The organism is Methanogenium marinum (genome assembly GCF_028912405.1).
Classification (GTDB): domain Archaea; phylum Halobacteriota; class Methanomicrobia; order Methanomicrobiales; family Methanomicrobiaceae; genus Methanogenium; species Methanogenium marinum.
Genome location: NZ_JAKELO010000002.1, coordinates 213,485 through 240,359, shown reverse-complemented (window position 1 = coordinate 240,359; position 26,875 = coordinate 213,485). Strand labels below are relative to the sequence as shown.

Below are 26,875 nucleotides of genomic sequence, written 5' to 3'. Positions count from 1 at the left end.
TTTATATGTGCGTATTTCTGTCGTGCACAGGTGGACAAGAAACCATGAGAAAAACAAATCCGAGAACATCGGTTCGGGATAGTGTGGCAGGGCCTTTTTCTGAAGAGCGGTTTGCAGGAATTAAAAATTACCCAGGCATAAATGAAGAACAAAGGTTTTTCAAATCCGGAGAACAGGGGACGCACCCAAAAGATGGCAGCCCCACACCAAAACGATGTGACACCATTGCTTTGTTCGGAACCGCCAATCGAAGGTCGATGCCTGAACCGATAAACGCAACGGTCGGCGCCGGGAACAACATCACTCTCCGGCTGATTCTGCTCTCTCTTATTCCGCAGACACTCTCCCGGAAAATACACACTTATAATAGGGCTCTCTCAGAAATTGTCATCCGGTGTAATGGGCATCACGGTTATGGGCTCACGCGTATGGCACTGTCTCTTCCCGGGGTGAGTTGAATGCAGACTGAATCCGGCATCCTTTCCCCGGGTGAATGTGGGGGACTTTCCTTCGCCAGGGGCGGGCGGCTGACCCTCACCATTGCAGAGGGGAATTATCAGCTCACCCGGAATGATATTCACACGCTGCTTTTTTACGGGCATAGCGTGCCTTTGACCCGGACAGAAGAAATCGTTCATCCGGACGGAGCCATTGTGGTCGAAACGTTCATCGATGGCTATATCGCTGTCCATGCATCCGGGCGGGCCGTCATCGCCGAAACACGCGCTGGTTTCTATAGTATCCCGTTTGCCTGTTTCCAGCAGGTCGCCCGCGGTGAGGCGGTCTCTGCACCGCTTTTCCCTGTGATACCGAACCATACAGGAGGATGCCGGTAATGTCTGAGGAAGAGGAGATCCGGGACACCCTCTCCCTTCTGTTTTCTGATGGTGATGTGGTTGAACTTCGTGGCCTCGGTGATGGCGGGGTCCACAGTGGTTACTTCAGTGACTTCGATGTTCTCTCTCTGCGGGCAAAAGCGATGGATGCATTCCGTGATGTCAGCGGCGTGTATGTCACCTTAAATGAGGTGAACCCGGCCCTTCTCTCCCGGCGTGCGAACCGGATGAAACAACGCCTCTCCCGGCAGGATGCAACGACTGCCGATGCGGATATTGTCCGCCGCCGGTGGCTCCCGATTGATTTTGATCCGGTCCGGCCGAGCGGGGTATCATCGAATGCAGAGGAACATGCTGCTGCGCTTGTACGGGCTGAAGATGTTGCAGCATGGCTCACAAAAAGAGGATTCCCTGTGCCTGTACTCGCTGACTCCGGGAATGGAGCACATCTCTTATACCGCATCGATCTTCCGAATGATGGTGATTCTGTCCGGCTGGTAAAAGCCTGTCTTACGGTGCTTGATACGTTCTTTTCCGATGACGTTGTCCACTGTGATACGGCGAATTTCAATGCGGGCCGTATCTGGAAACTCTATGGGACGACGGCCTGCAAGGGTGACAGTACCGATGCCCGTCCGCATCGGAAGGCCCGTATTGTTTCTGCACCGGACTCCCCTGGTGTCGTGTCTGATGCGATTCTCCGGGACCTTGCCGGACTCGTTCCCCGGTCTCTCCCTGATACTGAGCCGGGCAGACGTCGCGGGTCGTTTGATCTGGGGCGGTGGCTCCGTTCGCACGGGCTGAATGTGTTGAGAGAACGGCCCTGGCAGGGGGGGACGCTCTATTCCCTTGCAACCTGTCCGTTCTCCTCTGCACATACCGACGGGGCGTTTGCCATCCAGTTTTCAAACGGTGCCATCTTTGCCGGGTGTCATCACGATTCCTGTGGCGGCGGGTCGCAGCGGTGGCAGGAACTCCGGGCACAATATGAACCGGAATGGGCTGCTGCACGGAAGAAGAACGGGGATACGAAGGGACAAAAGGAAGAGAAGGCTCCAGACGGGCAAGCAGAGACGATGAAAACAAATGGGGAGACAGCGGTTTCTTCACCGGCGCCGTGTGCTCCTCTTCCGGAAGCACCGGAGATGCAGGAGTGCCGCAGACGTGCTCTGGAGATTCTCGAGCATGGTGACCCGCTCGGTTTTATCCTGGATGTCTTCCACCGGGATCATGTTGGTGACCGGACGGTCGCAGAGTGTCTTCTCATGTCTGTTGCCTCCCAGTCGGTGGAGAATACGTCCGGGCTGCACGTCTCCATATCGGGGAACTCCGGGAAGGGTAAGACGCATGCCTGCAATGCGATGGTCCGGCTGCTGCCTGAGGAGTACCGGCTGACGGGGACGGTATCGGATAAGGCTCTCTTTTACTATGATGATCTCCGCCCGGGGACGGTGCTCCTCTTTGATGATGTCACTCTTTCAGATGATATGCAGGAACTTCTTAAGTCGGCGACTGCCAATTTCAGGGAGCCTATTAAACACCGAACCCTGACCCGCGAACGGCAGCTGAAGGTCTGCACGATTCCCGAGCGGTGTGTCTGGTGGCTGGCAAAAGTTGAGGCAATTGGTGACGATCAGGTGATGAACCGGATGCTCACGGTCTGGATTGATGATTCATCCGCCCAGGATAAGGCGGTTCTTCTGCATCTGAAGAATGTTGAAGCGGGGGTGGTCTCTTCTGTCGCAGAAGACCCTGATGTCCCTGTCTGTCAGGCGATGTGGGAGATTTTGAAGGGGGTGGTCCGGCGGGTGCACATTCCGTTTGCCCGGCGTATTTATTTTTCCGCGATTCATAACCGGCGCAATCCGGCAATGCTTTTTGATTTAATAAAATGCCACGCACTGCTGCATGGTCTCCAGCGGGAGACGGGTACAGACGGGTCTCTTATCGCCACCTGTGAGGATTTTGAGTATGCAAGGCGCCTCTATGGTGAGATTAATAGTGACGTCGGCGGGCAGGAGACGAAGCTGACCCGAAACGAGGCGGCAGCACTGAAGTCTATCCTGCGGATGGGTCTGGAGATTTTTACTATCCGGCAGCTCCAGGTCACTCTTGGTTTATCGTTTCACCAGACCCGCCGGCTGCTGTTTGGTTATTCCAACGGGCGGGCGACCTACACGGGTATTCTTGATAAGTGTCCGGCGATAGGTCTCATCGATGCGATGGTGGCGGAGGATCTCTGCGGGATGGAGATAAAGAAACGGGAGAAGTACTTCTCCTTTGATGTCGGCATGTACCGGGACTGGACGACTCAGTCGGATGTCTGGCTGGAATCGGATGACGACAGCAGTGATTCCGGTGACGGTGGATCCGGTGATGATGGGCCGGATGATGATACCGGGCAAACCGTGGATGGTGGATCAGGTGACGGTGGATCAGGTGACGGTGGATCTGGTGACGGTGGATCCGGTGACGGTAGATCGGATGATAATACCGGGCAAACCGTGGATGATGGATCTGGTGACGATGGGCTGGATGATGATACCGGGCAAATCGGGGATGATGGATTGGGTGACGATGGATCGGATGATGATACCCGCCATACCGTGGATGAAGAATCCGGTGATGGTAGATCAGATGATGATATCAGTCATACCGGAGATGATGGATCCGGTGACGATGGGTCGGATGATGATACCGGGCACACCGGGGATGATGGATCCGGTGACGATGGGTCGGATGATGATACCGGGCAAACCGGTGATGACGGACCCGGTGACGATGGCCCGGATGATGACACCGGGCAAATCGGGGATGATGGAGGAGAAGATCCGTGCACTATTGCACCATCCGTGCACCAAAAAACGGGCAAAAGTGCACGGATAAAAGACGGGCAAAATGCTGTTTGTTTACCTAATAGAGATAATATTATAGATAGATGTACAGAGAATACAGGAAGTGTGCACCACAATCCAATATCATTCAGCAATCCCGTTTCTTCGTTATGTGAGTGTGTTGGTATGGGGGGACGTGTTTGTCTGTCTGATATTGGTGGTGGTGCACGGTTACCTGAAAAAACGCAGGAATGTGGTTCTATCGCAAATCAGGTGGATAATGTGCCGTTACAAACGTGCACCAGCCGGTGCACGGATGGTGAACGTGGTGTATTGGTGCACGCCAGGTGTGATACGGTGGACCTGAAACGTGAAACGAGTGGGTCGAAACGTGATCTGGTAAATCTGAAGCGTGAAACGAGTGGGCCGAAACGTGAAACGGTGCTCCCCAGGAAGACAGGAATTACCTTTCCGCTCCCGGGTATCCTGGACCACCGGTCGTTTCGGCGGTCAGCAGTCTCTCTGGGCTCGTGTGATCTCTGTGGAGAGAAAGCGGCGGTGTATCATTCAGGTGAAGAGCGGGCAAGTGTTTGTGAAGGGTGTTATGCCCGGCTGATCCGGGAGTGGAACAAAGGTGAAGGGGTGAAGTGAAGACGGCTGGCTGTTGAGTGGAACCGGGAGAAGAGGTGATGTGAAGTCAGCTGTTTCGGTTGAGTGGAACCGGGGAGAAGGGGCGAAGTGATGGCGGTTGACAGTTGACGGTTGACGGTTGACTGTTGAGTGGGGCCGTGGCGAAGAGGTGATGTGAAGTCAGCTGTTTCGGTTGAGTGGACCCGGGGAGAGAAGGAGTGAAGTGATGGCGGCTGTTTCGGGTTGAGTGGAACCGGGGAGAAGAAGTGATGTGAAGACAGCTGTTTCGGTTGAGTGGAACGGGGAGAAGGGGTGAAGTGATGATATGGCTGTTTTGATTGAATGGAACGGGGAGAAGAGAAGATAACGGTACGGCAGTTTGATGATGGCTGGTGGGGAAAAAGAAGGTATTGTATGTGATTATTTCTGGCGAATGAATCACTTTTTGATGGTATGGGTATCATACCGCAGCAGAATCTCACGGGTATTTCCCCAGATATTGGGCCGGTTTATCTTAATAAGTCCCAGATATGAATATTTATTGATGCGTCTTCTGAAGCTTGAATAACACATCGGCACCAGTTTCTCCATTTCCTGATAGAGTTCACCGGAGTTCATTCTATTTCCGTTTTGCCGGATCAGTTTGATAGTCATATCCAGCATCTGCTGTTCTTCCTCTTTAAGCACTTTGTCGGCTGTCTGAAGGTGTATTTCCCGGACTGTCTGGAGGGATGCCCCCACATCTGTCTGGGTAATGGATGTGCGGTTGTCTGATTCGGCCAGATCCGCTGAGGACTTCAGCAGGCAGATGCCCAATCGCAGGTCGCATTCTTTCATTGTCTTCTCCACGATGGTGTCCTGAATATCCGGGGAAATGATGCCCGGGCAGAGCCCGACCCTGACCCTGTCCTGCATAATGGCCCGTACCTCTTCCTCTTCGTAGGGTGGGAATAATATTAGATTTGGCCGGAATATCGAATTTACTGATTTACTGAGGTGGTTTGTGATGGGGGCATCTATTGTATTTACGGTGATGATGACACCTATTTTGATACCGGGGTATTCCTCATGCAGCCGGAGAAGGGTGCAGAGCACTTTCTCCATGGTGTTTTCATGTAAGAGGAAGTTGACATCATCGAGGCAGATGAGGATGACGTCACCTGTCCGGGAGAATTTTGTGGCCACGGCGTCAATGAGTTGCATGATGGAGACACCGTGAAGGGGCGGCTCCTGGTGGAAAAGGGTTGAATATATTTTGTGAAATACCCTGAATTCGGTCTGCATGATCTGGCAGTTGACGAGCACCGGGAGGATGTGTATGTTTGTCTCCTTAATCTCTTTGAAAATGTGTTTTACAATGGTGGTCTTCCCGGTGCCAGGCAGGCCCTGGAGGATCATATTGGTTGGACAGGCTCCGCGGATGGCGGGGCGGATGTTTTGATACATCGTATTTATTTGTGTCTCCCGGAACCGGATGGTTTCAGGGATGTGGTCTAATTCAAGGACCGTGTGATCCATGAAGAGCGTTCTGTTTGCGGTAGAAACATTCTGTTTCATAAAAGTGGATCGGCGCAGGGGTTTTATTTAAAACGGGATGGAGTGTATCAGTGAATTATCCGAATTTGTGGTTTATTTTGCCTGAAATCTCAATAAATTCAATATTTTGTTTTTAAAGGTTTTTTTGAACTTTATATGGGGTCTTTTGGTGCTGAAAATCGGTATTTTTTGTGCGCTCTTTTTTTTGTATGAGTGAGGGGGTATTTTTGAGGGTGTGAATGGGTGAATGGGTGAATGGGTGAATGGGTGAGTGGGCGAATGGGCGAATGGGCGAATGGGCGAATGGGCGAATGGGTGAGTGGGTGAATGGGCGAGTGGGTGAGTGGGTGAGTGGGCGAATGGGTAAGTAAGTAGGCGGGGGTGTATGTTTGTGTGTTTGTGGGCGAGGGTGTGTCTGAGTGGTTGTGAATGAATGGGTGTATGTTTTCGTGTTTGTGAGTGGGTTGCGTTTGAGTGATTGTGAATGAATGGGTGTATGTTTGCGTGTTTGTGGGCGAGGTGTGTTTGAGTGGTTGTGAATGGATGGGTGTATGTTTGCGTGTTTGTGGGTGAGGTGTGTCTGAGTGTGTGAACGGGTGTATGCTTGTGTATCCGGTTACCTCATCAACTGTATATCAGCCACGCTACAACACCGCCCACAATCCCTCTGAGGTCGGCACAGATGTCACCCATCTGTCTCTCAGCACCGGTTTTTTCGGCCTGCCACCCTTCCAGGTTCCGGATGCGGTTTTCGAAGTCATCATCTGTTTCTTTCATCTCTGTGAGTGTCCGGCAGATCCACTTGACATCGCGGTGTGTCTCGATGATTTTCGCGTTCAGGTCATCCATCATTTTGATCAAGTGGGAAATGATTAAATTTTATTGATGGTGATGTATGACTATGGCTGAAGCAATAAGGGAAATGAACGATATTCTCTTTCTCCTTCAGAAGATTGAAAGTATCATCGATACACGGCTCACGGGAGTTGTCGAGCCGGATGAAGATGAAATCAACCTGATTGCGGAGTATCGGGATAGAAAGAAGGAAGGAAATCTGAAACTCCATGAAATATAGGATTTTTCTTGAGAAGCGGGCAAAACGGGACCTTGAATCAATTGAGGAGCCCGATCATACGCACATTTACACCAGACTTCAGCAATGAAAGGAAGGATTCTCTCCTGATCTCGATATTCGCAAATTAAATGGGATATACAAAATACCTATCGGCTGAGAGTGGGAACCTGGCGAATTATTTTCGAACTCTGTGTCCTGATTATCAGATTGTTATCATTGGAATCCGACCAAGAAATACTGCGTATAGGGACTATTGACATAAAGTAGCGATTTAAGCATATCTGAGGTTAATCCGGTATTGGGATCTGTTACCCCATCAACTGTATCAGCCACGCTACAACACCACCCACAATCCCGCTGAGGCCGGCACATACACCGCCCATCCGTCTCTCAGCACCGGTCTTTTCGGCCCGCCACCCTTCCAGGTTCCTGATGCGGTTTTCGAAGTTTTCATCTGTTTCTTTCATCTCTGTGAGTGTCCGGCAGATCCACTTGACATCGCGGTGCGTCTCGATGATTTTTTCGTTCATCCCGATGATTTTCGCGTCCATATCGTCCTTCATTTTGTCTGTCATTTTTTTTGGTCACTTTCCGGTATATTCGTTGCATAGTTTCTGATGGCAAGGGGGATGAATATTACCTTTGGTAATTATTGGGTGTGACATTTTCAATCCGGGAAATAGCAGGGTGGACTTCGTGTAGTGTTCACTTGTTTATTGTTCAGATGGTCATTTTCAGAAAGCAGTGGCTGGATGGTTATACCATCTTTGCGGTCTGATATTTCCTTATGCGGCGGGTTATGAGTATATTTGATTTTATGGTTCTGATGATGTATTCGCATATTTTTTACGCTTAATTCATCCGTTTTTTCCATTCATATCACTGAATATTTTTCAATTTTTTAAATGATTAGATAGATTAATATTACCTGAAGTAATAGTATTATATGTCAGTCGAACCCCGGGAAACGGCTGGCAGGAGTGCCAAAAATGGCTGACTTTATCCAGACCACCAACACCAAGACTGCGGTGCGGGACCTTCTCGTCCCCATCGCAAATATCACCATCTTCGATGCCCTTGTGCAGGACATCATCGACACCAACCCCTTCGGCTGTACCTCGTACGTCGAGAGTGGGGTGACCATCGACCCGGTCGTACGTTCCAAAGAAGCGTATGATGCAAAGGTCATATACGAAAATCTCGAAGCCGACACCATAGGCGATGTCTCCGTCCAGGTCGCAACGGTCACGGCATTCGGGACCGCTGCCAGCCATGTGATGGCAGACGACGATCTTGCCACCGCTATTGGCGGAACCCAGTCCCGTGACAACGCAAAGGACACCTTCTCCTGCAAGCTGAAGTGCCACGACGCGAACAGCGAGACCTACTATGTGACGCTCTCCCGCACCAAGGTCCGCATCTCTTCCTATACGGACGATGCTATCCGGGAAGCGGTTGAGGCATGGGCCGACGGGAAGCCGGAACTCGGCTGAGGAACGTTGAGGAAATTTGAAGAAATTTGAAGAAATTTGAGGAAAACTTAGTTGAGGAAATTTGAGGAAATTTGAAGAAATTTGAAGAGTGCTGAAAAGAGCTGAGTTGAGGACAGTTCTTACATGCTGTTCTTCGATTTCGATTCTGAATCCGATTCCGATTTCGATTTTGAATTTGTTCATGAAATTCATCTCCATAACCACCGAACGAATACCAGGGACAGGGGGTGGGGCTCCCTGTTTTTGGTGTCCTGTTTTTGAACATTGTTTTTTGCCCTTGTTTTAGCCCTTGTTTTAGAATATCTGGCTGACCTGATTTAGACTGAATTTTGGCTGGATACATATCGGATTTTGACACTCTTTGTAGGAGAAAAAAGAGTGAATTGGGCGTATTTTGGCCTGTTTTCGGTGTTCTTTTGGGTCCGGGTAATCTATGGCATATTTGTGCTTTATTTGTTGTATTGGTGGATATTTGAGGGTTTTATAGGGGTGTTACTGGTGGGTGATTTGCAGAGGATGTATTGGTAAGCCTGGGGTGAGATGTGTGTCCTCCGGGCGTCTGTGTGGATTGGATTATTGAGGATTTATGGGGTTTTTTGAGGGATTTAGGGGATTTTTGGGGATTTTTTGACTTTAGATGACTGAATATGTGTCTTCCCCCCACGTTTTTCACTGTAATCTGATTTTTTATTGCCTTTCATTGCTGTTATGAAAATTGTCCTATCAGGGAATATCCTTTCAATGAAGATCATAAAATATATGTTGATGGTTAATTTTACTGATAAATACCTATCAATCATTTGAAATGTAATCTCATTCAATATAATTAAGATACGCAATGAAAACCCTCATCCTCGCAGGCGGTTCTGGCACCCGGCTCTTCCCCTTAAGCCGGACCTGCTACCCAAAACAATTCATTCCACTGATTGATTCAAAATCCCTTTTTCAGAAATCGGTGCGGCGGGCCCTTCTGTTTTCAAAACCAGATGAGATAACAATTGTAACAAATGAGGCACACCGGTTTCTCGTGGCAGATCAACTGGAGGAGATGCATGTCACCTGTCATATCCTCTCTGAACCGCAGGGAAAAAACACCCTGCCTGCCATTACCTATGGCATCACTTCCATTCTGAAGGATGACCCGGATGCACGGGTGGCAATCCTCTCTTCAGACCAGCTCATCACACCGGATGAGTCATACAAAGCCGCATTTCTTGCAGCAGAAAAACTCGCAGAGAAGTATCTGGTCACCTTCGGCATTACACCAGACTCCCCCCACACCGGCTACGGATATATCCGTCCGGGTGCAACCCTTGACGGGGGATTTCAGGTAGATGCATTTGTAGAAAAACCAGACAAGGAAACAGCAGAGTCCTATCTCCGGGATGGCTACCTGTGGAATGCCGGGATGTTTCTGTTTTCCGCATCCCTTTTCATGGATGAGTGCAGGAAACATGCTCCTGAGGTTGCAGAGGCATTTTCCCTTACGAGAGATGAGGCATTTAGAGAGACCCCGAAAATTTCTGTTGACTATGGCGTCATGGAGAAGACAGATATTGCTGCGGTAGTCCCTCTGTCTGTTCCCTGGAGTGATGTCGGAAATTTTGATGCACTCTACACCGCTCAGCCTAGGAGTGAGGATGGGAATGCTGTTCGTGGTGAACATCTTGGCATCGAGAGCCACGACAATCTTATCATATCTGATAGGCTTGTTGCAACAATAGGTATCAATGACCTCGCTATTATTGACTCCCCTGATGCTCTTCTTATCTGCCCCCGGTCCGAGTCGCAGAGAGTAGGGGAAATTGCTGCTCTCCTAAAGGAACGGGGAGATGAACGCTGTGATCTCCACACAACCGTCCACCGTCCCTGGGGGACATATACTGTTCTCCAATGTGGGGATACCTTCCAAATAAAACGCATCACCGTCATGCCGGGCCGCCGCATCAGTCTGCAGCTGCATCACCACCGGAGTGAGCACTGGGTCGTTGTCAAGGGAACGGCTATGGTCGCAAATAACGGTAATGAATTCTTTGTCCGGACCGGTGAGAGCACCTTTGTTCCTGCAGGTACCAAGCACCGGCTGGAGAATCCAGGTCTCATTCCGCTTGAGGTGATTGAGGTGCAGAATGGTGAATATGTGGGTGAGGATGATATTGTGCGGTTCGAGGATGATTTTGAGAGAGAGTGAATAGGAGGCGATGGGGATTAACTCCTATGATGTCCGCACCGGTGTTGACTCCCCTAAGGGCGAAGGAATAACGAGAGTCATCCTCTGGCCCGGTGCAGGTGTTGTTGGCACTGTCTCACCCAAGGACACACCTATCACTTGGAATGGGGTGTGCAGCAGCTCGGGTCCGATGACATCGCATCTATGTATGTTGCATCTTGCCAAATCAATGACTTCATGCCAGCTCAGATGTTGCACCTGACGGATTCAGCCCTCCAAAAAGTTGGAACGATCATGAATGGCGCAAAGATTGCCCCCTTGGCTGCGCCTTCCTCAATGATTCCGACGATGCCCGGGAAACACCGGTCGAACCATTCTATCAGGCGGCAGGTGCCGAGGTCCGTGTCCACGACCCGTGGGTTGACCCGGAGACGGCACCGGATGTGCCGGAAGGTGCGGATATTACACGTGATATCGAAGCGGTCCTGAGGGGTGCCGATGCTGTTTACATCTTCGCTGGCCATAAGGAGTACAGGAATTTTGTCCCAGCTGAGGTGAAGGTGCTTTGTGGATGTGGTCACCCGGTGATCGTTGACGGAAGGAATGTTGCTGATCCTGATGAGTGGATTGCTGGTGGGTTTGTCTATCGGGGCATTGGGAGAGGCGACAAGAATAATCACGGATTAGAAAAATAAAATAAAGACTCTTCTCCATATTTCTGATCCCAAAACGTCCCCCCATTTTGTTGTATAAACTACAGCCGGAGCAAGGGGGAATGCTTGCCTATTCCCTCCAATTGTTTTTATTATTGAGCATATTATTACAATTTGAGGTTATTTTCTTTGTTTTTCGTCTCAATTAATTTCAAAAAAGATGAGGATAACTGAAATTTTTATCAGAATCAGACAGATAAATTAAATTCACTCAACCACTTTAAACAACTCAAAGATTCCTTTTTCATCCAAAAATCCTGTGTTGTTCGAAGAATAAACCTTATCTTCAACCTTGGAAAAAGAACCATTATCAACAACACCATTTCCGTAATTTTTAGAATAACTGAACTGGGGCAGAACGACATATATTTCATTATTTTCGTATACATATTTTAATTCATCAGTAGAAAATAATTCTTCATCCATTTTTTCTCTACCCCTGTCTCCAACTACCTTAATTTTTATTTCATCAGGGTTGTAACCATATTTTGGAGCAAAATGTTCAATCATTGACTCAGCCAGATCACAGATTTTAACTGACTTCATTTTTTTTACAAAAATTTCTCTACCCATACATATTTTAGCTGAATCAAGAATAAAATCCACCGCTTCCGGAATTGTCATCATAAAACGGGTCATGTTCGGATTTGTAATAGTTAGAGGTCCACCTCTTTTTATCTGTTCATGAAAGATGGGAACAACAGAACCACGTGAATTCATTACATTTCCAAACCTGACACAGGATAATTTTGTGCGTTTCGATCCACGGTAGTGATTGGATGATATGGTAAGCTTTTCTGCAAGTTGTTTGGTAGTCCCCATTACGTTTAAAGGATTGACCGCCTTGTCTGTGCTAATCAGAATAAACTTATCGACATTCTGGTTTAATGCAGCCCTAATTACATTTTGAGTACCGATAACATTTGTTTTAACAGCTTCAAATGGATTGTACTCGCAAATTGGCACATGCTTCATTGCTGCTGCATGGAATACAATATCCACACCTTCCATTGCCATTTCAAGTCTGTTTTCATCACCGATATCGCCATAGAGTGGCCGGACGATCTGCTGCTGAGAATCCATTTGTGATGTAAGATTGAACAAGGCAGTTTCATCATTATCAAGAGCACGTATTACAGAAGGACCTAATAAAGAAAGTTTCCTCACAATCTCACTCCCTATACTTCCAGCCCCTCCGGTGACCAGAATTATTTTATCTCTATAGTAATCTGAAACCATTACATTGCCTCATAAAATTCTTTAATATTGTCAATTACAAAATCAATATCGTCCCGTGAAATTCCTGGATAGAAAGGCAAACTTATGATATCATCAGATATCTCTTGTGTCACAGGCAATGTACATGAATTTTTCAGTTTTTTCTGATAAAAGTCTGTCTGATGAACCGGTGAAAAGTATATTTTTGACATGATGCCTTTTTTCTCAAGATGTTTTATCAGGGAGTCTCTGTTTTGTACCCGGATTGAGAATAATTGATATACATGGTAATAATTATCAGGAAGCTCTGGAATGACACATTCAGGCACTTCAGCCTTTAAGCGCTGAATGTAGTAAGCGGCATCAGCACGCCTCATCCCGATAATATCCTCGACCTTTCTTAATTGAGATATACCTAATGCAGCGGTAATATTTGACATCCTGAAGTTATATCCAAGGGAGATGTAGTCCATTACCGCGGTGGTTGCGAAATAATCAGTTGTTTCCAAGCGACCATGCGAATGAATGAGTTTCATTTTTTCGTATAAATCACGTGAATCGGTTACGATCGCACCTCCTTCTCCGGTTGTGATGACTTTATTCTGGCAAAAACTCATCATCGCTGAGTCACCGAAAGATCCAACTTTCTTGCCACCGACAGAAGCTCCAAAGGCTTCTGCAGCGTCTTCGATGAGAATCAGATTGTGGTCATCAGCGATTTCGCGCAGCTCCTGAATCCTACAGGGGCATCCCCCATAATGAACCGGCATAATAGCTTTTGTTCTGGGTGTGATACGTTCGACCACATCTTCAGGGTCTAACCCACACGTGGTTTCTTCAATGTCTGCAAAGACAGGTTTTGCTCCGACGAATTGAGGTGAGTTTGCCGTTGCGATGAAGGTAAAGGAGGGTACAATTACCTCATCACCTGTGGATATGCCATGAGCAATGAGGGCAGCGTGGAGTGCCGAGGTTCCGGAATTGAACGTGAGACAGTATTTTGTTCCGATATAATTCGCGAGATCTTCTTCGAATTTAGAAACATTTGCTCCAACTGCCCAGTTCATTCCTGAGCGAATTGTTTCACTAACCGCACTGACGTCGTCTTCGTCCCAGTACATTTTAAAGAGAGGTATTTTCCATGTCATATATCAATCACCAAATTAATAGTCAAGATTTTTGTTATCCGGGTCAATCATTTTAATTATTCGGGCAGGTACGCCATATGCAATTACATTATCAGGAATATCTTGATTTACAAAACTAAAAGCCCCAATGATTGAATTTTCTCCAATGGTGACACCAGGCATCACTACAGAGTGTGTCCCAATTTTGCAATTTTTCTTCAAAACAACCCGACCTTCTTTATTGTCAATAGTGGAAACAGAATATATTGAGCAATGTGAACCTATCTGGACATAATCTTCAATTTCTATACCATATTGTGCATTAACATATGTAAATGCTCCAATGTCAGTCATCTGGCCGAGTTTCAAGTTTTCTGTGTGTTGAACTATCCAATTGTACTTAGTAGGTTTTCCATCTTCAATTATTGGATATTCCCAATTTTTAAATCTCATTCTTTATTTCCGTTTCTGCAATAATTGATTGTTTATCGTTACTGAATTCAGGATGTTCGTAATTTTTTTACCAGAGCAACCATCACCATAGGGATTTATTTTCAAATCGACCTTGTATATAAATGATTGATCATTTAATACATATTTTATTGCCGATACTATTGAATTCCGGTTGTATTCAGCCTCTACAATATTATCCCCTCTCTCTCTTCCCTCTTGTCGAGACCCAATATTAATTACAGGAAGTCCAAACGAAGGGGCTTCGATGATGCCACTGCTTGAATTTCCAATTAAAACAGATGTATTTTGCATTAAACTGAGATAATCCTTGTGTGGGATGCTTTTGTATGTCCGGATAAAGGGAAGATCCTCATATTCTTTGATCACATCGATCATCCCTCTCCCTCCTGCATCAGCATTTGGATATATGATGACCGTCTGGTATTGAAATAATGATACCGCCTCCAATGTCTCTCTCATTTGTTCTGGGGCTTGATCGGTTTCAAGCGTTACAGAATGCTGAACGACAAGTAATACCTTATCTGAAAAATTCAGATGGTATTTTTTCTCAAGTTCTTCAGGCAGCAGTAGTGGTTCATGGAGAATTTGATCCAGACCCGGGGCACCGACAACAAATATTTGTGACGGGTCCTCTCCCATATGGTGAATTCGCTGTGCACTTTCTTCAGTGGCAGGGAAATGAATCTGAGATAATTTCGTTATTGCATGTCGTGCAAGGTCATCAACAGTGGACGTGACCTCTCCCCCATGTATATGGGCAACGGGAATGCTCAGGTATGCTCCGACAATAGCTCCACCAAGCATCTCTCCTCTATCCCCGAGAACAAGAATAATATCCGGGTTAATTGTTCGAACAAGTGGTGTGAGATGTTGAATAAATTTACCAATAAATTTGACCATAGATTCTTTCGTATCGTCATCATAACAAACATCGACAATATGATAATTGAATCCATCTTTTTTTATTTCATCAACTGTCGTCCCGAATTCATCCATCAGATGCATGCCGGTGACAGCAATATCAAGGGAAAGAGACTCATGATTATGAATTTGATGTAAAACCGACCGCATCAGACCATAATCCGCCCGAGTACCGCTAATATATAGTATTTTACGTTTCATTCAATCATATCCCATGTAATCACTTGATCTTTCCGAATCAAAATTCTTGTCTTCTTTTGCACGATTGAATCAACATACCTTGGTTCAATTCCGGTTCCAGGTCTTTTTACTGCCAGATCCTCCTCGGTCAGAATATCTCCTTCTTTTAGATCCCGTTTTGCGACGATACTTCTCCGGGCAACCGTTTTTATTGATTTTTCCTCATCATTTGGACCCTTTATCCCGTTACCAAGGGCACATTCCACATCCCGTATCGCCTTCACCATCATGGTAAGTTCCCGAGGCTCAAGAGAGGCTTTATGATCTGGACCGGGGAGAGTCCTGTCAAGAGTAAAATGTTTCTCAATGATACATGCACCCATGGCAACAGCTGCAATAGGAACTGTGATCCCCTCAGTGTGATCGGAGTACCCGACCGGGAACTGAAATGCACAGCGCAATGTTTCCATTGCACGCAGATTCACAGATTTCACTGGGGCAGGATAACTGGTGGTGCAGTGAAGAAGAATGATTTCTTCTGCACCATATTTCTTAAGATAGTTTACCGATTCCTCAACTTCACCAAGTGTGGCCATTCCTGTTGACAAAATAATGGGTTTGGACTTTTTTGCTATTTTTTTTAGGAGTGGGAAGTTTGTAATCTCTCCAGAAGGTATCTTGAATGCAGGCACACCTATCTCATCTAGGAGATCCACACTATCTTCGTCAAATGGAGTGGATAAAAAGAGTATTCCTGTATTCTTTGCATATTCCGAGAGATCCCAGAAATCAGCTTTAGAAAGCTCGAGTTTTTTTATCATCTCATACTGAGATTCGCCAGTATCTGTCGTATTTTTCTGGTATTCTGCCTTCTCAGCAGTGGGGGTGACAATGTTTTCGGCTTTAAATGTTTGGAATTTAACTGCATCAGCGCCTGCTTCAAATGCGGCATCGATGAGTTTTTTTGCTAAGGCGATATCTCCGTTATGGTTGACACCTGCCTCAGCAATGATTATACATTTTTGAGGATTATCAAAAAAAATTTTGTAGAATAGAGAATGAAACATGGCAAACCTCATTTATTACCAAACTGACCATCCACCGTCAACATGTAAATTATGTCCTGTTACATATGCTGAAAGGTCGCTCGCAAAAAATATCATTGCACCTTTGATATCCTGTTCTGAAGCCATTCTCTTTAATGGGGTTCTTGCAATATATTGAGATACAAAGTCTTGGGGCTGATTCCGGTAAACTCCCCCCAATGTTATCGAATTCACCCGTACTGATGGTGCCATGACTGTTGCCAACCATCTTGTTAGTTGTAATAATCCTCCTTTACTCGCAGCATATGCAGCGGGGTTTCCCATGTTTGTATTGGCGTAAAGTGTCATATCAGGTCCAAGTACACCATATATTGATCCAATGTTGATGATAGATCCATTCCCTGAAGTAGTTAGCGCCTGAGAACATGCCTGACTTAATATGAATGGAACTGTGAGGTTGATCTCCAATGCAGATCGCCATGTATCAGTATTTTGATCCGAAAATGGTGTAGTCCATCCTTTCATTTCAGACGTTCCTACCAAGGCAGCACAATTTACTAAAATATCAATCTGGCCAAACTTGTCTAAAACAGTTTCAGGTATTTTTTTCACTTCAATTTCATTGCTGAGGTCAGTTGTTAATGCAATGGTCTCAACATCATATTTAGACTCAAGCATTTCAGATGTCTGAATGCATCCACTTTTATTTGCATCAATTATTACAACATTTGAACCATTTTCTGCAAGGGTTTCACAAATAACTGAGCCAATATGTCCTGCCCCTCCTGTAACAAGTGCGACACGATCTTTTAAACACATCAATTCATGAGTTGATTTCATTATTTATCTCCAACAGAACTCTTGTACGATTGTTCATCTTTAATCATATACTCCGCAATTCTAAAATCTAATTCGGTATCAATATCTAATGCTCTTTCTGGAGGAATTTCGATTAATTTCACTTTTCCCTCGAAAATTGAGTTTGCCTGAAGGATATACTCCGGTCTTGCAGCATATGCAACTGTTGCTACATCGTAAATTATCGGGGCATCTTGTCTTCGATTTATTGATCCATGATTTGAATTCATCACAATTTTAGCATAACCATTTTCATCGAGTGTAACCATGTTGAAATATGGATTCCGGTCAGCTTTCTTAACTGATATAACAATATCTGCATCGCTATTCAGTAAAAGATTTATGCAATTATCAATGTCTTCTACGTGTCTTAATGGAGCAGTTGATGGAATACTTACAAAAACATCGATTTTTTTATCTGTTTCAATATTGATCATATTAATGGCGTGTTTCCACGCTAATAACTCAGGAGAGTTATCTTTTGCCAATTCAAGTGGCCTTATAAATGGGGTTTCAGCACCGTATTGATTTGAGATTTGTAAAATTTCTTTGTCATCAGTAGAAACTATTACTCTCTCAATCAAATTGCTTGATTGGGCTGCCTGAATAGCATAAGCAATTAAGGGTTTGCCTGACAACAATCTAATATTTTTTCTTGGAACACCCTTTGATCCACCTCTTGCAAAAATAAATCCTACAATATATGGGGTCATAATATCACACTCCTTTGTTCAAGAGACGATTTCTTTGCTGCGAGAACTATTTCTAAATCTTTTCGAGCATCTTCAATCGTTATCTTAGGTTGTTTGCCTGTTTTTACACAGTCAAAAAAATGCTGAATTTCCATGAGATATGTATCATTTCGATCAGAAGATTCACACAAATTTGAACACTTGCCTGTTTTTGATGAATATATTTTGGAAATGTTCTTAACCCCATCCCAAAATAATGTACCTTCGGTTCCGATTATCTTACAATTACGTATATTAGACCGGCTTATCATGTCAAGATGGATATTTCCCAACGCACCGGTTTTAAATTTTAAATTTATTTCCGCAATATCTTCAACATCCATTTCCAGGTCGCTGATATGGTCTACGACTGCGTCTACTATACCCACTTCCCCCATTAACCATCGTGCATAATCAATTTCATGACTCAATTCTAATAATGCCCCTCCCCCAGTCTCTTTATGGGAGCTAACACACTTGCGATAGTCTGATCTAGGGCGCCAATCTGGTAAATATTGACCTACTTCGGCTCGAAAAGATAGGGATTTTCCAATTAAATTATTGTCCAATGCCTTTTTTACTGCACACAGAGCTGGATTAAAACGTAGATTATAACCAATCATTACAACAATTCTATTTTTGGCACATAATTCGATAAATTGACTGATGTCATTGAGGTTATCTGAAATAGGTTTTTCTATGAATAAATTAACACCATTTTTTGCCAACTCTTTGGCAATTGGTATATGTAGTGGAGCTGGGCAAGTAAGAAATGCAATATCCGGTTTACTCTCAATAGCCAAGTTCAGATCAAAAAAAATATTATTAATCCCTGTTACTGATTGATTATTTATTTTATTTTTCAAATGTAATATATTTATTTCAGCATTGGGGCATAAACATTTTATATTTTTTAAGTGCTTTGATCCAATGCTACCCAATCCAATAATCAATATTTTCATATGATAATTATTTGATTAGTCTCAATATATATTACGTCCTAAACAGCGCAGAAAATGACCACTAGGTTCATAGATCCCTATCTCAGGTTATAGATCACACGCCAGAGTCTACAGACCACTGCATAAAGGATGGAACACGGTTTGACAAGTTATATTTCGCGGGTTATAGTGAATGGGAGACATCATTTTTCACAGGTCTTGCTGGATATGTAGTGAAAGAATATATCGAAATCATAAAAAATTATGGTATGAAGAGCGTTAATAAAGATAGATGCTGAAGGTTAAGGGGTTATATATATCTATATTTGATAATTTCGAAACCCCCCGCTTTAACCAATATTAGCTTATATTGCCAGATCCCTCAACTGTCATGAGTAACTTTGCCAATTTTGTTTTTAGGGATGAATATTCACGAATTATTTTAAAAGAAGATAAATTAAGCAAAGTCAACAAACTGATCAACTGGGAATGTTTCAGACCAATTCTCTCTCCTCTATTTTCAAACAAAACAGGGCTTGGCGGAAGACCCAATGTCGATGAAATAGTGATGCTTAAATTGCTTCTTTTAGGACAGTGGTACAGTCTTTCAGATTCCGAATTAGCAAGGCAAGCTAACGATAGAATTTCATTCAGAAACTTTTTGGGTTATCCTAAGTTTGTCCCCGATCATTCAACAATTTGGTTTTTTAGAGAGAGACTGATTAATGAACAAGTCTTAGACCAAATCTGGGACGAATTACAAAGACAAATTGAAGAGAAAGGGATTATAATTACTCGTGGGGTTCTTCAGGATGCATCATTTATCACATCAAATCCAGGACACGATAAGAAAGATAAACCTCGCGGAGATGAAGCAAAAACAAGACGATCAAAAGACGGGGGGTGGATTAAAAAGGGAAATAAGTCATATTTTGGGTATAAAGTTCACAATCTGATTGATAAAGAGAACCTGATTGTTTGGCGGCTTCACACCACTATTGCCAATGTTCATGATAGCAGAATTGATCTTTCAATGAAGGGAGAAACTGTTTGCCGCGACAAGGGGTATTTTGGAGTTAAACCAAATGCTTCGATGGACAAAACGATGAAAAGAGCAACAAGGGGGACATTCATTGAGTGAAAAGGATAAACGTAGGAACAGAGCAATATCCCGAACCAGATCATTGGTTGAATTGCCATACGCTGTGATTAAGTGTACCTTTCATGGAGGCCACGTTTTGCAGACAACTGTTGAGAGAGTTCATGCTAAAAATGTGATGTCGTTCTTTGCTTACAATCTTTATCGCCTGAATGGGTTGATACAACAGTAATATGATAGCGATAGCTATTGAGAAGAATTATGATTTAGAGTTTTGATAACAATATATTAAGCAAAAGTGCGTAATTTTCAGAAATTTTCAAATTCGAGTTGGAAAAAAATTGGTTTTTAGATATCCTCTTCAGAAGTTCCAAAGAGGGTAAGAGTGCTTGAGAAGAAGTTAGATTTAGAAATATTCCCTAACTGAAAATCATAGTTTGCGTTAGAGAAGTAATGTGCCCTGAAATTCTGCATAAGTGCGCGTTTTCGTAGGATGAAATAAATGTGGAGTATAGTGAAAAACTCCCTTAGATTCAGGAGTATTTCCCGAACTATTGGCATGAGATTGTTGCAATGGTATTCACCAGAATCGACGGCTACACTCCTCTTAAACGAATTAAAGATAAATGGGATAAGCTTTATTCTCCGAAAGAGATCGCACCAAATTGTGATCCTAAGGTTCTCAGTGAAGCTCTGAAATCAATTGGTTCTGACCTTGCTGCCCAGCATGAGTTCTTCTCTCATCTCGCAAAGAGTGAGCATCAATTAATCTATGATCTATCCTATGTCTTCTCCGAGTTTCAAAATCTACACATTGGTGGATATGGTTTCAACAGAAAGAAATCTGACCTCCCTCAGGTGAACATTGCTCTCTTTAGCAGCGTAGAATCAGGATTGCCGGTGATGATTCGCGGGATGCCTGGAACTATTAAAGATGTCAGTACGCTTGAAACCTCACTTGATGAGATTGATCTCAGAGACAAACTTCTGATAATGGACCGGGGATTCATTTCTGAAGCTCTGCTTCCGGTCTTTGATGAACGGAAGATTGAGTATATTCAACCGTTACGAAGAAACAGCACATATTATTCGGAAAGGATTCATCTGACGAAGCATCTGCATTATCACGGCAGTCTGATTCATTGTGGCCGACAAAGTGTTGATGGCACATGGGTATATGCATTTAAGGACACCGATCTTGCTCTGGAAGAAGAAAAGTCGCTGTACAGTCAGCTGGATAAAGGAACGATTAAACGGGAAGAACTTAGGGAAAGACTGAAAAAGGCCGGAATGATGCTGATTCTGTCAAACCATGACACTGAACCTGAAAAGATCTATGAGTTGTATAAATCAAGGGAAGGTGTCGAGAAGCATTTTGAGACATTCAAATCGGAGTTGGGTGCTGATAAAATGTATCTAAGGGATGTGGATTCAGTGTTTGGTCATTTCTTTGTTGCATTTATCTCATTGTATCTCTACTGCCGGTTGATTCAGCGACTTAAGAAAGCAGAACTAAACAGGAAATATTCACCAAAGGATGTGCTGTTGAAACTGAGCAAAGTGTTCATGATCAATTATGAAACCCGTTCGATCATGACTGAGGTGCCGAAGCAGGTGAGGGATCTGGCAGAGAAACTGGGGCTCGACATAATCCCTAAAAAATAACCGGTGTTTGGGCTATAATTATATTCATTAGTTGAAGCAAACGATTAATAGAAACATTACTTATTTTAATAGTTTCCAGAGAATACTAGTAAAAGAGATGAATTGATGCTATGAATTATACTATTCGTACTTTAAAACCAACGGATATTAGAGAATTGCAATTTTTTTATATTCAAGCATACGGTAAAGATACAATTTTCCAAGATTTAAACTTTTTAGAGTGGTTTTTTGGAGGACCTTCATTTAGGCAAGGATCAGAACTGAATTGTGTTGTTGCAGTAAATGATCGTGATGAGATTGTAGGTCATCTTGGGGGAATATTATGCAAATTATTATTAAACAATCAACCAGTTCAACTTTTATGGGCTGTAAATGCATATACACTTCCAGAATATCGAAACTTGGGGATAGGAAAACAACTTGTGACTCTATTTATGAATAAATTTGATGTTTTTGGTGTTATTGGATTTACTTATAAAACAGCAGAATTTTATAAAAGTCAAAAAGTGAATATTTTTGGTTTTCAAAGATTTAATCGGTATATTCTAAATTTAGATGAAAAATCTTTTGAAGTTGTAAAAATAATTGGGAATGATCTAGATAAATCTCGAAAATTATTAAATATTTTTGAATCAAGAAACATTCAGCCTATTGCATCAGAAGATAAGAAGGTAGTTCGTATCAATAGTTGTAACATTGATAATTTTACAATTGGTTATACTTTCAAAGAAAATGCTATTGTTTTTCGAGATATAGAATATATAAGATGGCGTTTCATAAATAATCCCTATATCAACTATAGCGTCATTGCATATGTCATTGATAAAAAAATCTTTGCTTATGCAATAGCACGAAGAGAGCGCCTTGTTCCTACGGATTTATATGTAACTAGGATCGTTGATATTTATGGGGAGGATTCTTTTATTGATACTGTTGTGTCGAAAATCATTACTGATGCTAATGAACGCAGGGATGTTTATATAGATTTTTCGGCATTCGGGGAAAGATATGGTAATATTTTGAAAAAAATTGGTTTCATTTGTGTCAAAGATGATGATGTATGTCTATTTCCACAAGTTACCTCACCTATAGAAAATCGTCCAAACTTGGAATACTTTGGTTTATATAGTAAACCATATCAAGAAAGGATCTCACTTATGACAGAAGAGGACGTTTATTTTACTAGAGCCGATTCTGATAGAGATAGAATTGCAAAAATAGCACAAGCGATATCCAAAGGAGCTGAATGAATGAGTAACCAAGTCACTGTGATTATGTATCACTTTGTAAGGGAACTTCCCTATACGCGGTTTCCTGCTATTAAAGGATTATTGGTAAGCCAATTTAAAAACCAACTTGATTATTTAAGTAAATATTATCAATTTGTAACTATAAATGACTGTCTTGAGGGTATCTACCATAATCGTAGTTTACCAAAAAATTCAGCCCTTTTAACCTTTGATGATGCTTATATTGACCATTATACAGAAGTATTTCCTATTCTAGATGAAAGGAATATTCAAGGTGTATTTTTTCCTCCTGCTAAAGCAATCGAAGAAAAAAAGGTTCTTGGAGTTAATAAAATTCATTTTCTTTTAGCATCAATGGACATAAACTGTCTTATCCAAGAATTATATTTGTGTATTGATAAATATCGTGATCAATTTAGTTTAAACACCAATGAATACTATTATAACAAATTGGCTTGTGAAAGTAGATATGACACAAAAGAAGTGATTTTTGTAAAAAGGCTATTACAAAATGAACTAGATGAACAAGCACGAAATTTAATAATTGGTGAATTATTTGCAAAGCATGTTTCGGCGGACGAGGTTGCTTTTTCGCGAGAGTTGTATATGAATATTGATCAACTACGTTGCATGGTAAGGAATGGCATGTATATCGGTAGTCATGGATATGATCACTATTGGCTGGATAAACTTCCTCGAGAGAAACAAGAAAGTGAGATTGATTTATCATTAAAATTTTTAACAAAAATTGGAGTCAACATTGATGAATGGATTATGTGTTATCCATATGGTTCTTATAATGACTCTTTAATTGATATATTAAAGGAAAAAAATTGTAAAATTGCATTTACAACAAGAGTAGATATTGCTATGCTGAATAGATCAAATGCTCTTTCTTTAGAAAGATTAGACACTAACGACTTTCCAAAAGAATCAAATATATCACCTAATATATGGACTCGAAAAGTAATCTGAGATTCCGCAGTAATTTCCCACTTTCCGCACCAATTTTTTCAAGTGTAATATTTTTCATAATCCGCACCCAAAAGCCGCAATATCCTCCAAAATTCCTCATTTAGATTCGGAATTCTTTTTATTTTCCTCCCAACTTCTACAAATCAAAACTCACGAACCCTTCTGAAACGGAAAAATATCCACTTCATTGTTGGCCTTTGTGTATGTCTCTTTGTCTGGCTGGTCACTGTTTTACCTGATTTTTCCAGCTCTTTTCTCAGACGGAACTCAGTCATTGAGTATATGAACAAACACAGAACCATGATCATCGATAACGCCTGGATACGGGATGGTTTCTTTAGATATACCTCTGCAACCAGGAATGATTTGTCTTTCAGGAATTGGAATCCTCTCTCAACTGTTCCCTGTTCTTTGTAGTTGTAAAGCAGTTCGTCTGCAGATATTGCAGTATCATACGTTGCCAGGATAAACCGGCTGAGTTTTTGCCGTTCCTTTTCAACTGCTTCTTCATTAAATTCAATATCCGCTTCGAACCTGAATATTGGAACCATTAGTTCACCAGTCTTTGGCCGACCACGTTTCTTTTCTGCCCTCCCCTGAATCGTAATAATTTTGTATTCACTGAACCAGAACAGCGGATGATCGCTCAACCATCTTTGCGCGACATTGTGCGCATCTGGCTCACACTTGGATTCAATTGCACCTATTTTTCGGAGCGATTTCTTTGCAGAAAGCATTTTTTTGTCAAGTTTCTCTTTAAACCTCTTTTTTTTCTATTCATACGTGGGCTCGGAATAATATTGGACCCATTTCTGCGTGATGCCAGCATATTCGCTCACCTGTTCAAAATAGGAATATCGATCATCTTTGCATGGTTTGAACTGGCACTCTGATGCGAGCAGATCCTTTGCCTCTTTGATGGAAGATGGTACCCGGGTAATCCAGAACGTGTGCTACCCAACAATCTGAAGATTTTTCCGGGTATAAAAGGCAGAATCCGCTACATGGTATACTTTTTCGTCTGATATCAGATTGTTTTTGAGATTTTCAATAATGGTTCTGAGCGTTTCTTTATCGGATTCATTCCAGGAAAATGTCTGAAGGAAAAGAGGTATGCCATGCTGGTTTGATGCCATACTCAGGACGAATCTCTTGAGATCCCAGCGACCATCCTTTGGATGACCATAGGTTATTTTGATTTTTTCTGTGCCAAAGTCTGATTCATATTCACCTGTGACACTGAAGTTGGTTGTATCCACATGAATGCAGTGCGAACCGAATTCTGTTGAAATGAGGCAGTTTGACACGATTTCGTTGAAAAGCTCGGTGGGATCATACTCTGCGATGGCGTCCAGGGTTCTGCCGAGTAAATCATCATTGATCTGTGGTTATTCCTTCGCCAAGGAGGCGTTCAACTGCGATATCGTCAAAAAATTCAGGAAAGATATACAGACGGCGTTCGATGAATCCCAGACCGTTGAGCGCCATTGTTTTGACTACCTGAAAATGGTTGAGATTATGGTGGCGCGTTTTTGGGATAGTGGCATCGATTATATTTGCGATTCAAAGGGAGTCATAGGCATCGGAAACTATATCATGGTGGTCGATGGAAAGGATTGATTCGTCATCGAATCCATCAATGAGGGGCATATTGTAGATATTTGCTTAAACGTACATGGATCTTTTGGTGGATTATTGTTTCAGGGGTGAGTTCTTTTCTGTGGATACTGTGATGCCGATCGGAAAGGATATATTTTGATTAGATTCAATCTTATTAGATCTTAGTGTTTTCTGCATTTTAGTCGATTCAAACATCACTAAGAACACACTTGTTTATTTTCAACTGGAAAAGACGGGTTAATGGATTTTCGACAACAATATTATGGGATGTAATAAATTTTGAAATTTAATTATAATTTACCACATAATTGTTCTTTGTTTTTGGATATATTACGAATAATAGCAGTCCAGTTGGTCTTAATTGGACATGGAATCGCTCTCTGTGGAATATTTGAATTTTTACAACCACCCAATTTTCCATATATTCAAAATATAGGAGTGGTAATATTTTTTATCCTTTCTGGTTTTTTGATTACATATAGCACTGTTAGAAAAATAAATAATAAAGGATATTCATTTAAAGAATATTTTATTGATAGATTTTCTAGGATATATGCAGGTTTAATACCTGCATTACTATTCATATTATTATTAGATTACATATTTCAGATAATGTTCCCAGAAAATTATATTTATTACTCATCATATAATGTATTTACTCTGATTTCAAATTTATTTATGCTACAAAATTATCCACTCCTACCTTTTGTGGCAACATTCGGGACAGGCCGTCCTTTGTGGACACTTGCAATTGAATGGTGGATATATATGTTTTTTGGATGGATTATTTTTAGAACTGTGTCGAAACACATAAATTATAAATATTTATTTGTATTATTTATATTTTCAATAGTTCCAATTTACAATTTGTTTGGATGTATTGGGGGTGGTTTATTTTTAACTTGGATATTTGGGATGGGAATATTTGTTTTATTAAACGAATCGTATTTGAATATAAATAAATTGCAGACATGTTTAGGTCTCATAATCTGTCTTATAGGATCAACTACTTCAATAGTTATATGTAAATTAAATGTATATAATCCATATTTCGGTTTCTTTATTAGTATTTCTATCTTGTTGATTCTATATTTATTTAGTAAGAAAAAAAATCAAAAGAATAAAAAGAATGCAATAGTCCATTTGTTTGCGGGTTATTCTTATACTTTGTATTTAATACATTACAGTATTTTTTCTTTCCTTGTAAATTTTCAAGAATCAATATCAACAACATTAATATTCATTTTAGGTTTCTTATTGTCCAATATATGTGCCTTATTTTTAGCAATACCTGGTGAAATGAAATATCGAAAATTAAGTGCATATCTCAAAAGGATTTATTTATAGAGGATTGCTATTATCCATTTTTTTTGAAACACCAGTACTTCTCTAATTTACCTCCATAAGAAAATTCACCCCTCGCTTCACCATTCTCAAATTTCTAAACCGGCAGCCTTATAACAGGGATTTCTGTAACTGGCCT

The 26,875-nt window shown here is 42.4% G+C and carries 21 protein-coding genes and 3 pseudogenes; 12 read left to right on the top strand and 12 right to left on the bottom strand.

From position 1 onward, the window contains the following. Positions 1–44 precede the first annotated feature (44 nt). Genes L0665_RS01565 through L0665_RS01555 form a run of 3 tightly spaced genes read left to right on the top strand, consistent with a single transcriptional unit; the run spans position 45 to position 4,321 of the window. A complete protein-coding gene (locus L0665_RS01565; protein WP_274923965.1) occupies positions 45–458 on the top strand; it encodes a hypothetical protein in 414 nt (137 codons plus the stop codon). Continuing rightward, positions 459–836, top strand: a complete 378-nt coding sequence (locus L0665_RS01560; RefSeq protein WP_274923964.1) for a hypothetical protein — start codon at positions 459–461, stop codon at positions 834–836. Beyond that, positions 836–4,321 carry a hypothetical protein gene (locus L0665_RS01555; protein ID WP_274923963.1) on the top strand — a complete coding sequence of 1,162 codons (3,486 nt, stop codon included), beginning with the start codon at positions 836–838 and terminating at the stop codon, positions 4,319–4,321. The genes L0665_RS01560 and L0665_RS01555 overlap by 1 nt, the downstream gene beginning before the upstream one ends. A gap of 417 nt (positions 4,322–4,738) precedes the next feature. On the opposite strand, the gene L0665_RS01550 is transcribed toward L0665_RS01555, so the two are convergent. Both L0665_RS01550 and L0665_RS01545 read right to left on the bottom strand, forming a co-directional pair. Then, positions 4,739–5,857, bottom strand: a complete 1,119-nt coding sequence (locus L0665_RS01550; protein WP_274923962.1) for an ORC1-type DNA replication protein — start codon at positions 5,855–5,857, stop codon at positions 4,739–4,741. A gap of 603 nt (positions 5,858–6,460) precedes the next feature. Then, positions 6,461–6,688, bottom strand: coding sequence for a hypothetical protein (locus L0665_RS01545; protein WP_274923961.1), 228 nt, complete (start codon positions 6,686–6,688; stop codon positions 6,461–6,463). Between the two features lie 49 nt (positions 6,689–6,737). On the opposite strand from L0665_RS01545, the gene L0665_RS01540 reads away from it, so the two are divergent. Next, positions 6,738–6,911, top strand: a complete 174-nt coding sequence (locus L0665_RS01540; RefSeq protein WP_274923960.1) for a hypothetical protein — start codon at positions 6,738–6,740, stop codon at positions 6,909–6,911. 308 nt (positions 6,912–7,219) lie between these two features. Here L0665_RS01540 and L0665_RS01535 read toward each other — a convergent pair whose 3' ends face one another. After that, the gene (locus L0665_RS01535) at positions 7,220–7,486 is read right to left on the bottom strand and encodes a hypothetical protein (RefSeq protein WP_274923959.1); all 267 of its coding nucleotides are present in this window, start codon (positions 7,484–7,486) and stop codon (positions 7,220–7,222) included. Between the two features lie 414 nt (positions 7,487–7,900). Here L0665_RS01535 and L0665_RS01530 point away from each other — a divergent pair, with 414 nt between their 5' ends. The 3 genes and pseudogenes from L0665_RS01530 to L0665_RS01520 all read left to right on the top strand — a co-directional run. After that, positions 7,901–8,404 carry a hypothetical protein gene (locus L0665_RS01530; protein ID WP_274923958.1) on the top strand — a complete coding sequence of 168 codons (504 nt, stop codon included), beginning with the start codon at positions 7,901–7,903 and terminating at the stop codon, positions 8,402–8,404. An 838-nt stretch (positions 8,405–9,242) separates the two neighbouring features. Beyond that, entirely contained in the window at positions 9,243–10,595 is a 1,353-nt protein-coding gene (locus tag L0665_RS01525) for a mannose-1-phosphate guanylyltransferase/mannose-6-phosphate isomerase (protein ID WP_274923957.1), read from the top strand. Between the two features lie 356 nt (positions 10,596–10,951). After that, positions 10,952–11,269 (top strand): annotated as a pseudogene (locus tag L0665_RS01520) (UDP binding domain-containing protein); the annotation flags it as partial. 225 nt (positions 11,270–11,494) lie between these two features. On the opposite strand, the gene L0665_RS01515 reads toward L0665_RS01520, so the two are convergent. The 8 genes from L0665_RS01515 to L0665_RS01480 are packed head-to-tail and all read right to left on the bottom strand — an operon-like array spanning position 11,495 to position 18,804. Continuing rightward, positions 11,495–12,526, bottom strand: a complete 1,032-nt coding sequence (locus L0665_RS01515; RefSeq protein ID WP_274923956.1) for a UDP-N-acetylglucosamine 4,6-dehydratase family protein — start codon at positions 12,524–12,526, stop codon at positions 11,495–11,497. Further along, positions 12,526–13,653: a DegT/DnrJ/EryC1/StrS family aminotransferase gene (locus tag L0665_RS01510; protein ID WP_274923955.1), complete on the bottom strand. Its 1,128-nt coding sequence runs from the start codon at positions 13,651–13,653 to the stop codon at positions 12,526–12,528. Before L0665_RS01510 ends, L0665_RS01515 begins: the two co-directional genes overlap by 1 nt. A 15-nt stretch (positions 13,654–13,668) precedes the next feature. Continuing rightward, positions 13,669–14,085, bottom strand: a complete 417-nt coding sequence (locus tag L0665_RS01505; RefSeq protein ID WP_274923954.1) for an acyltransferase — start codon at positions 14,083–14,085, stop codon at positions 13,669–13,671. Positions 14,086–14,088: 3 nt separating this feature from the next. Continuing rightward, positions 14,089–15,228 carry a UDP-N-acetylglucosamine 2-epimerase gene (gene neuC / locus L0665_RS01500; RefSeq protein ID WP_274923953.1) on the bottom strand — a complete coding sequence of 380 codons (1,140 nt, stop codon included), beginning with the start codon at positions 15,226–15,228 and terminating at the stop codon, positions 14,089–14,091. Continuing rightward, positions 15,225–16,286 carry an N-acetylneuraminate synthase gene (gene neuB / locus L0665_RS01495; protein WP_274923952.1) on the bottom strand — a complete coding sequence of 354 codons (1,062 nt, stop codon included), beginning with the start codon at positions 16,284–16,286 and terminating at the stop codon, positions 15,225–15,227. Before neuB ends, neuC begins: the two co-directional genes overlap by 4 nt. 3 nt (positions 16,287–16,289) lie before the next feature. Continuing rightward, the gene (locus tag L0665_RS01490; RefSeq protein ID WP_274923951.1) at positions 16,290–17,093 is read right to left on the bottom strand and encodes an SDR family oxidoreductase; all 804 of its coding nucleotides are present in this window, start codon (positions 17,091–17,093) and stop codon (positions 16,290–16,292) included. Then, positions 17,093–17,824 (bottom strand): acylneuraminate cytidylyltransferase family protein, encoded by a 732-nt coding sequence (locus L0665_RS01485; protein ID WP_274923950.1) that lies wholly within the window; start codon positions 17,822–17,824, stop codon positions 17,093–17,095. The genes L0665_RS01490 and L0665_RS01485 overlap by 1 nt, the downstream gene beginning before the upstream one ends. Beyond that, positions 17,821–18,804, bottom strand: a complete 984-nt coding sequence (locus tag L0665_RS01480; protein ID WP_274923949.1) for a Gfo/Idh/MocA family protein — start codon at positions 18,802–18,804, stop codon at positions 17,821–17,823. Before L0665_RS01480 ends, L0665_RS01485 begins: the two co-directional genes overlap by 4 nt. A 370-nt stretch (positions 18,805–19,174) precedes the next feature. On the opposite strand from L0665_RS01480, the pseudogene L0665_RS01475 reads away from it, so the two are divergent. The 4 genes and pseudogenes from L0665_RS01475 (at position 19,175) to L0665_RS01460 (ending at position 23,772) form a co-directional block, all read left to right on the top strand. Next, positions 19,175–20,114, top strand: a pseudogene (locus L0665_RS01475) (IS5 family transposase). A 341-nt stretch (positions 20,115–20,455) separates the two neighbouring features. After that, positions 20,456–21,547, top strand: coding sequence for a transposase (locus L0665_RS01470; RefSeq protein ID WP_274923948.1), 1,092 nt, complete (start codon positions 20,456–20,458; stop codon positions 21,545–21,547). 110 nt (positions 21,548–21,657) lie between these two features. After that, a complete protein-coding gene (locus tag L0665_RS01465; RefSeq protein ID WP_274923947.1) occupies positions 21,658–22,797 on the top strand; it encodes a GNAT family N-acetyltransferase in 1,140 nt (379 codons plus the stop codon). Continuing rightward, entirely contained in the window at positions 22,798–23,772 is a 975-nt protein-coding gene (locus tag L0665_RS01460; RefSeq protein ID WP_274923946.1) for a polysaccharide deacetylase family protein, read from the top strand. 38 nt (positions 23,773–23,810) lie between these two features. On the opposite strand, the pseudogene L0665_RS10815 reads toward L0665_RS01460, so the two are convergent. Beyond that, a pseudogene (locus tag L0665_RS10815) lies at positions 23,811–25,422 on the bottom strand (IS1634 family transposase). A gap of 291 nt (positions 25,423–25,713) precedes the next feature. Here L0665_RS10815 and L0665_RS01440 point away from each other — a divergent pair. Continuing rightward, positions 25,714–26,739 (top strand): acyltransferase family protein, encoded by a 1,026-nt coding sequence (locus L0665_RS01440; RefSeq protein WP_274923944.1) that lies wholly within the window; start codon positions 25,714–25,716, stop codon positions 26,737–26,739. Positions 26,740–26,875: the final 136 nt, after the last annotated feature.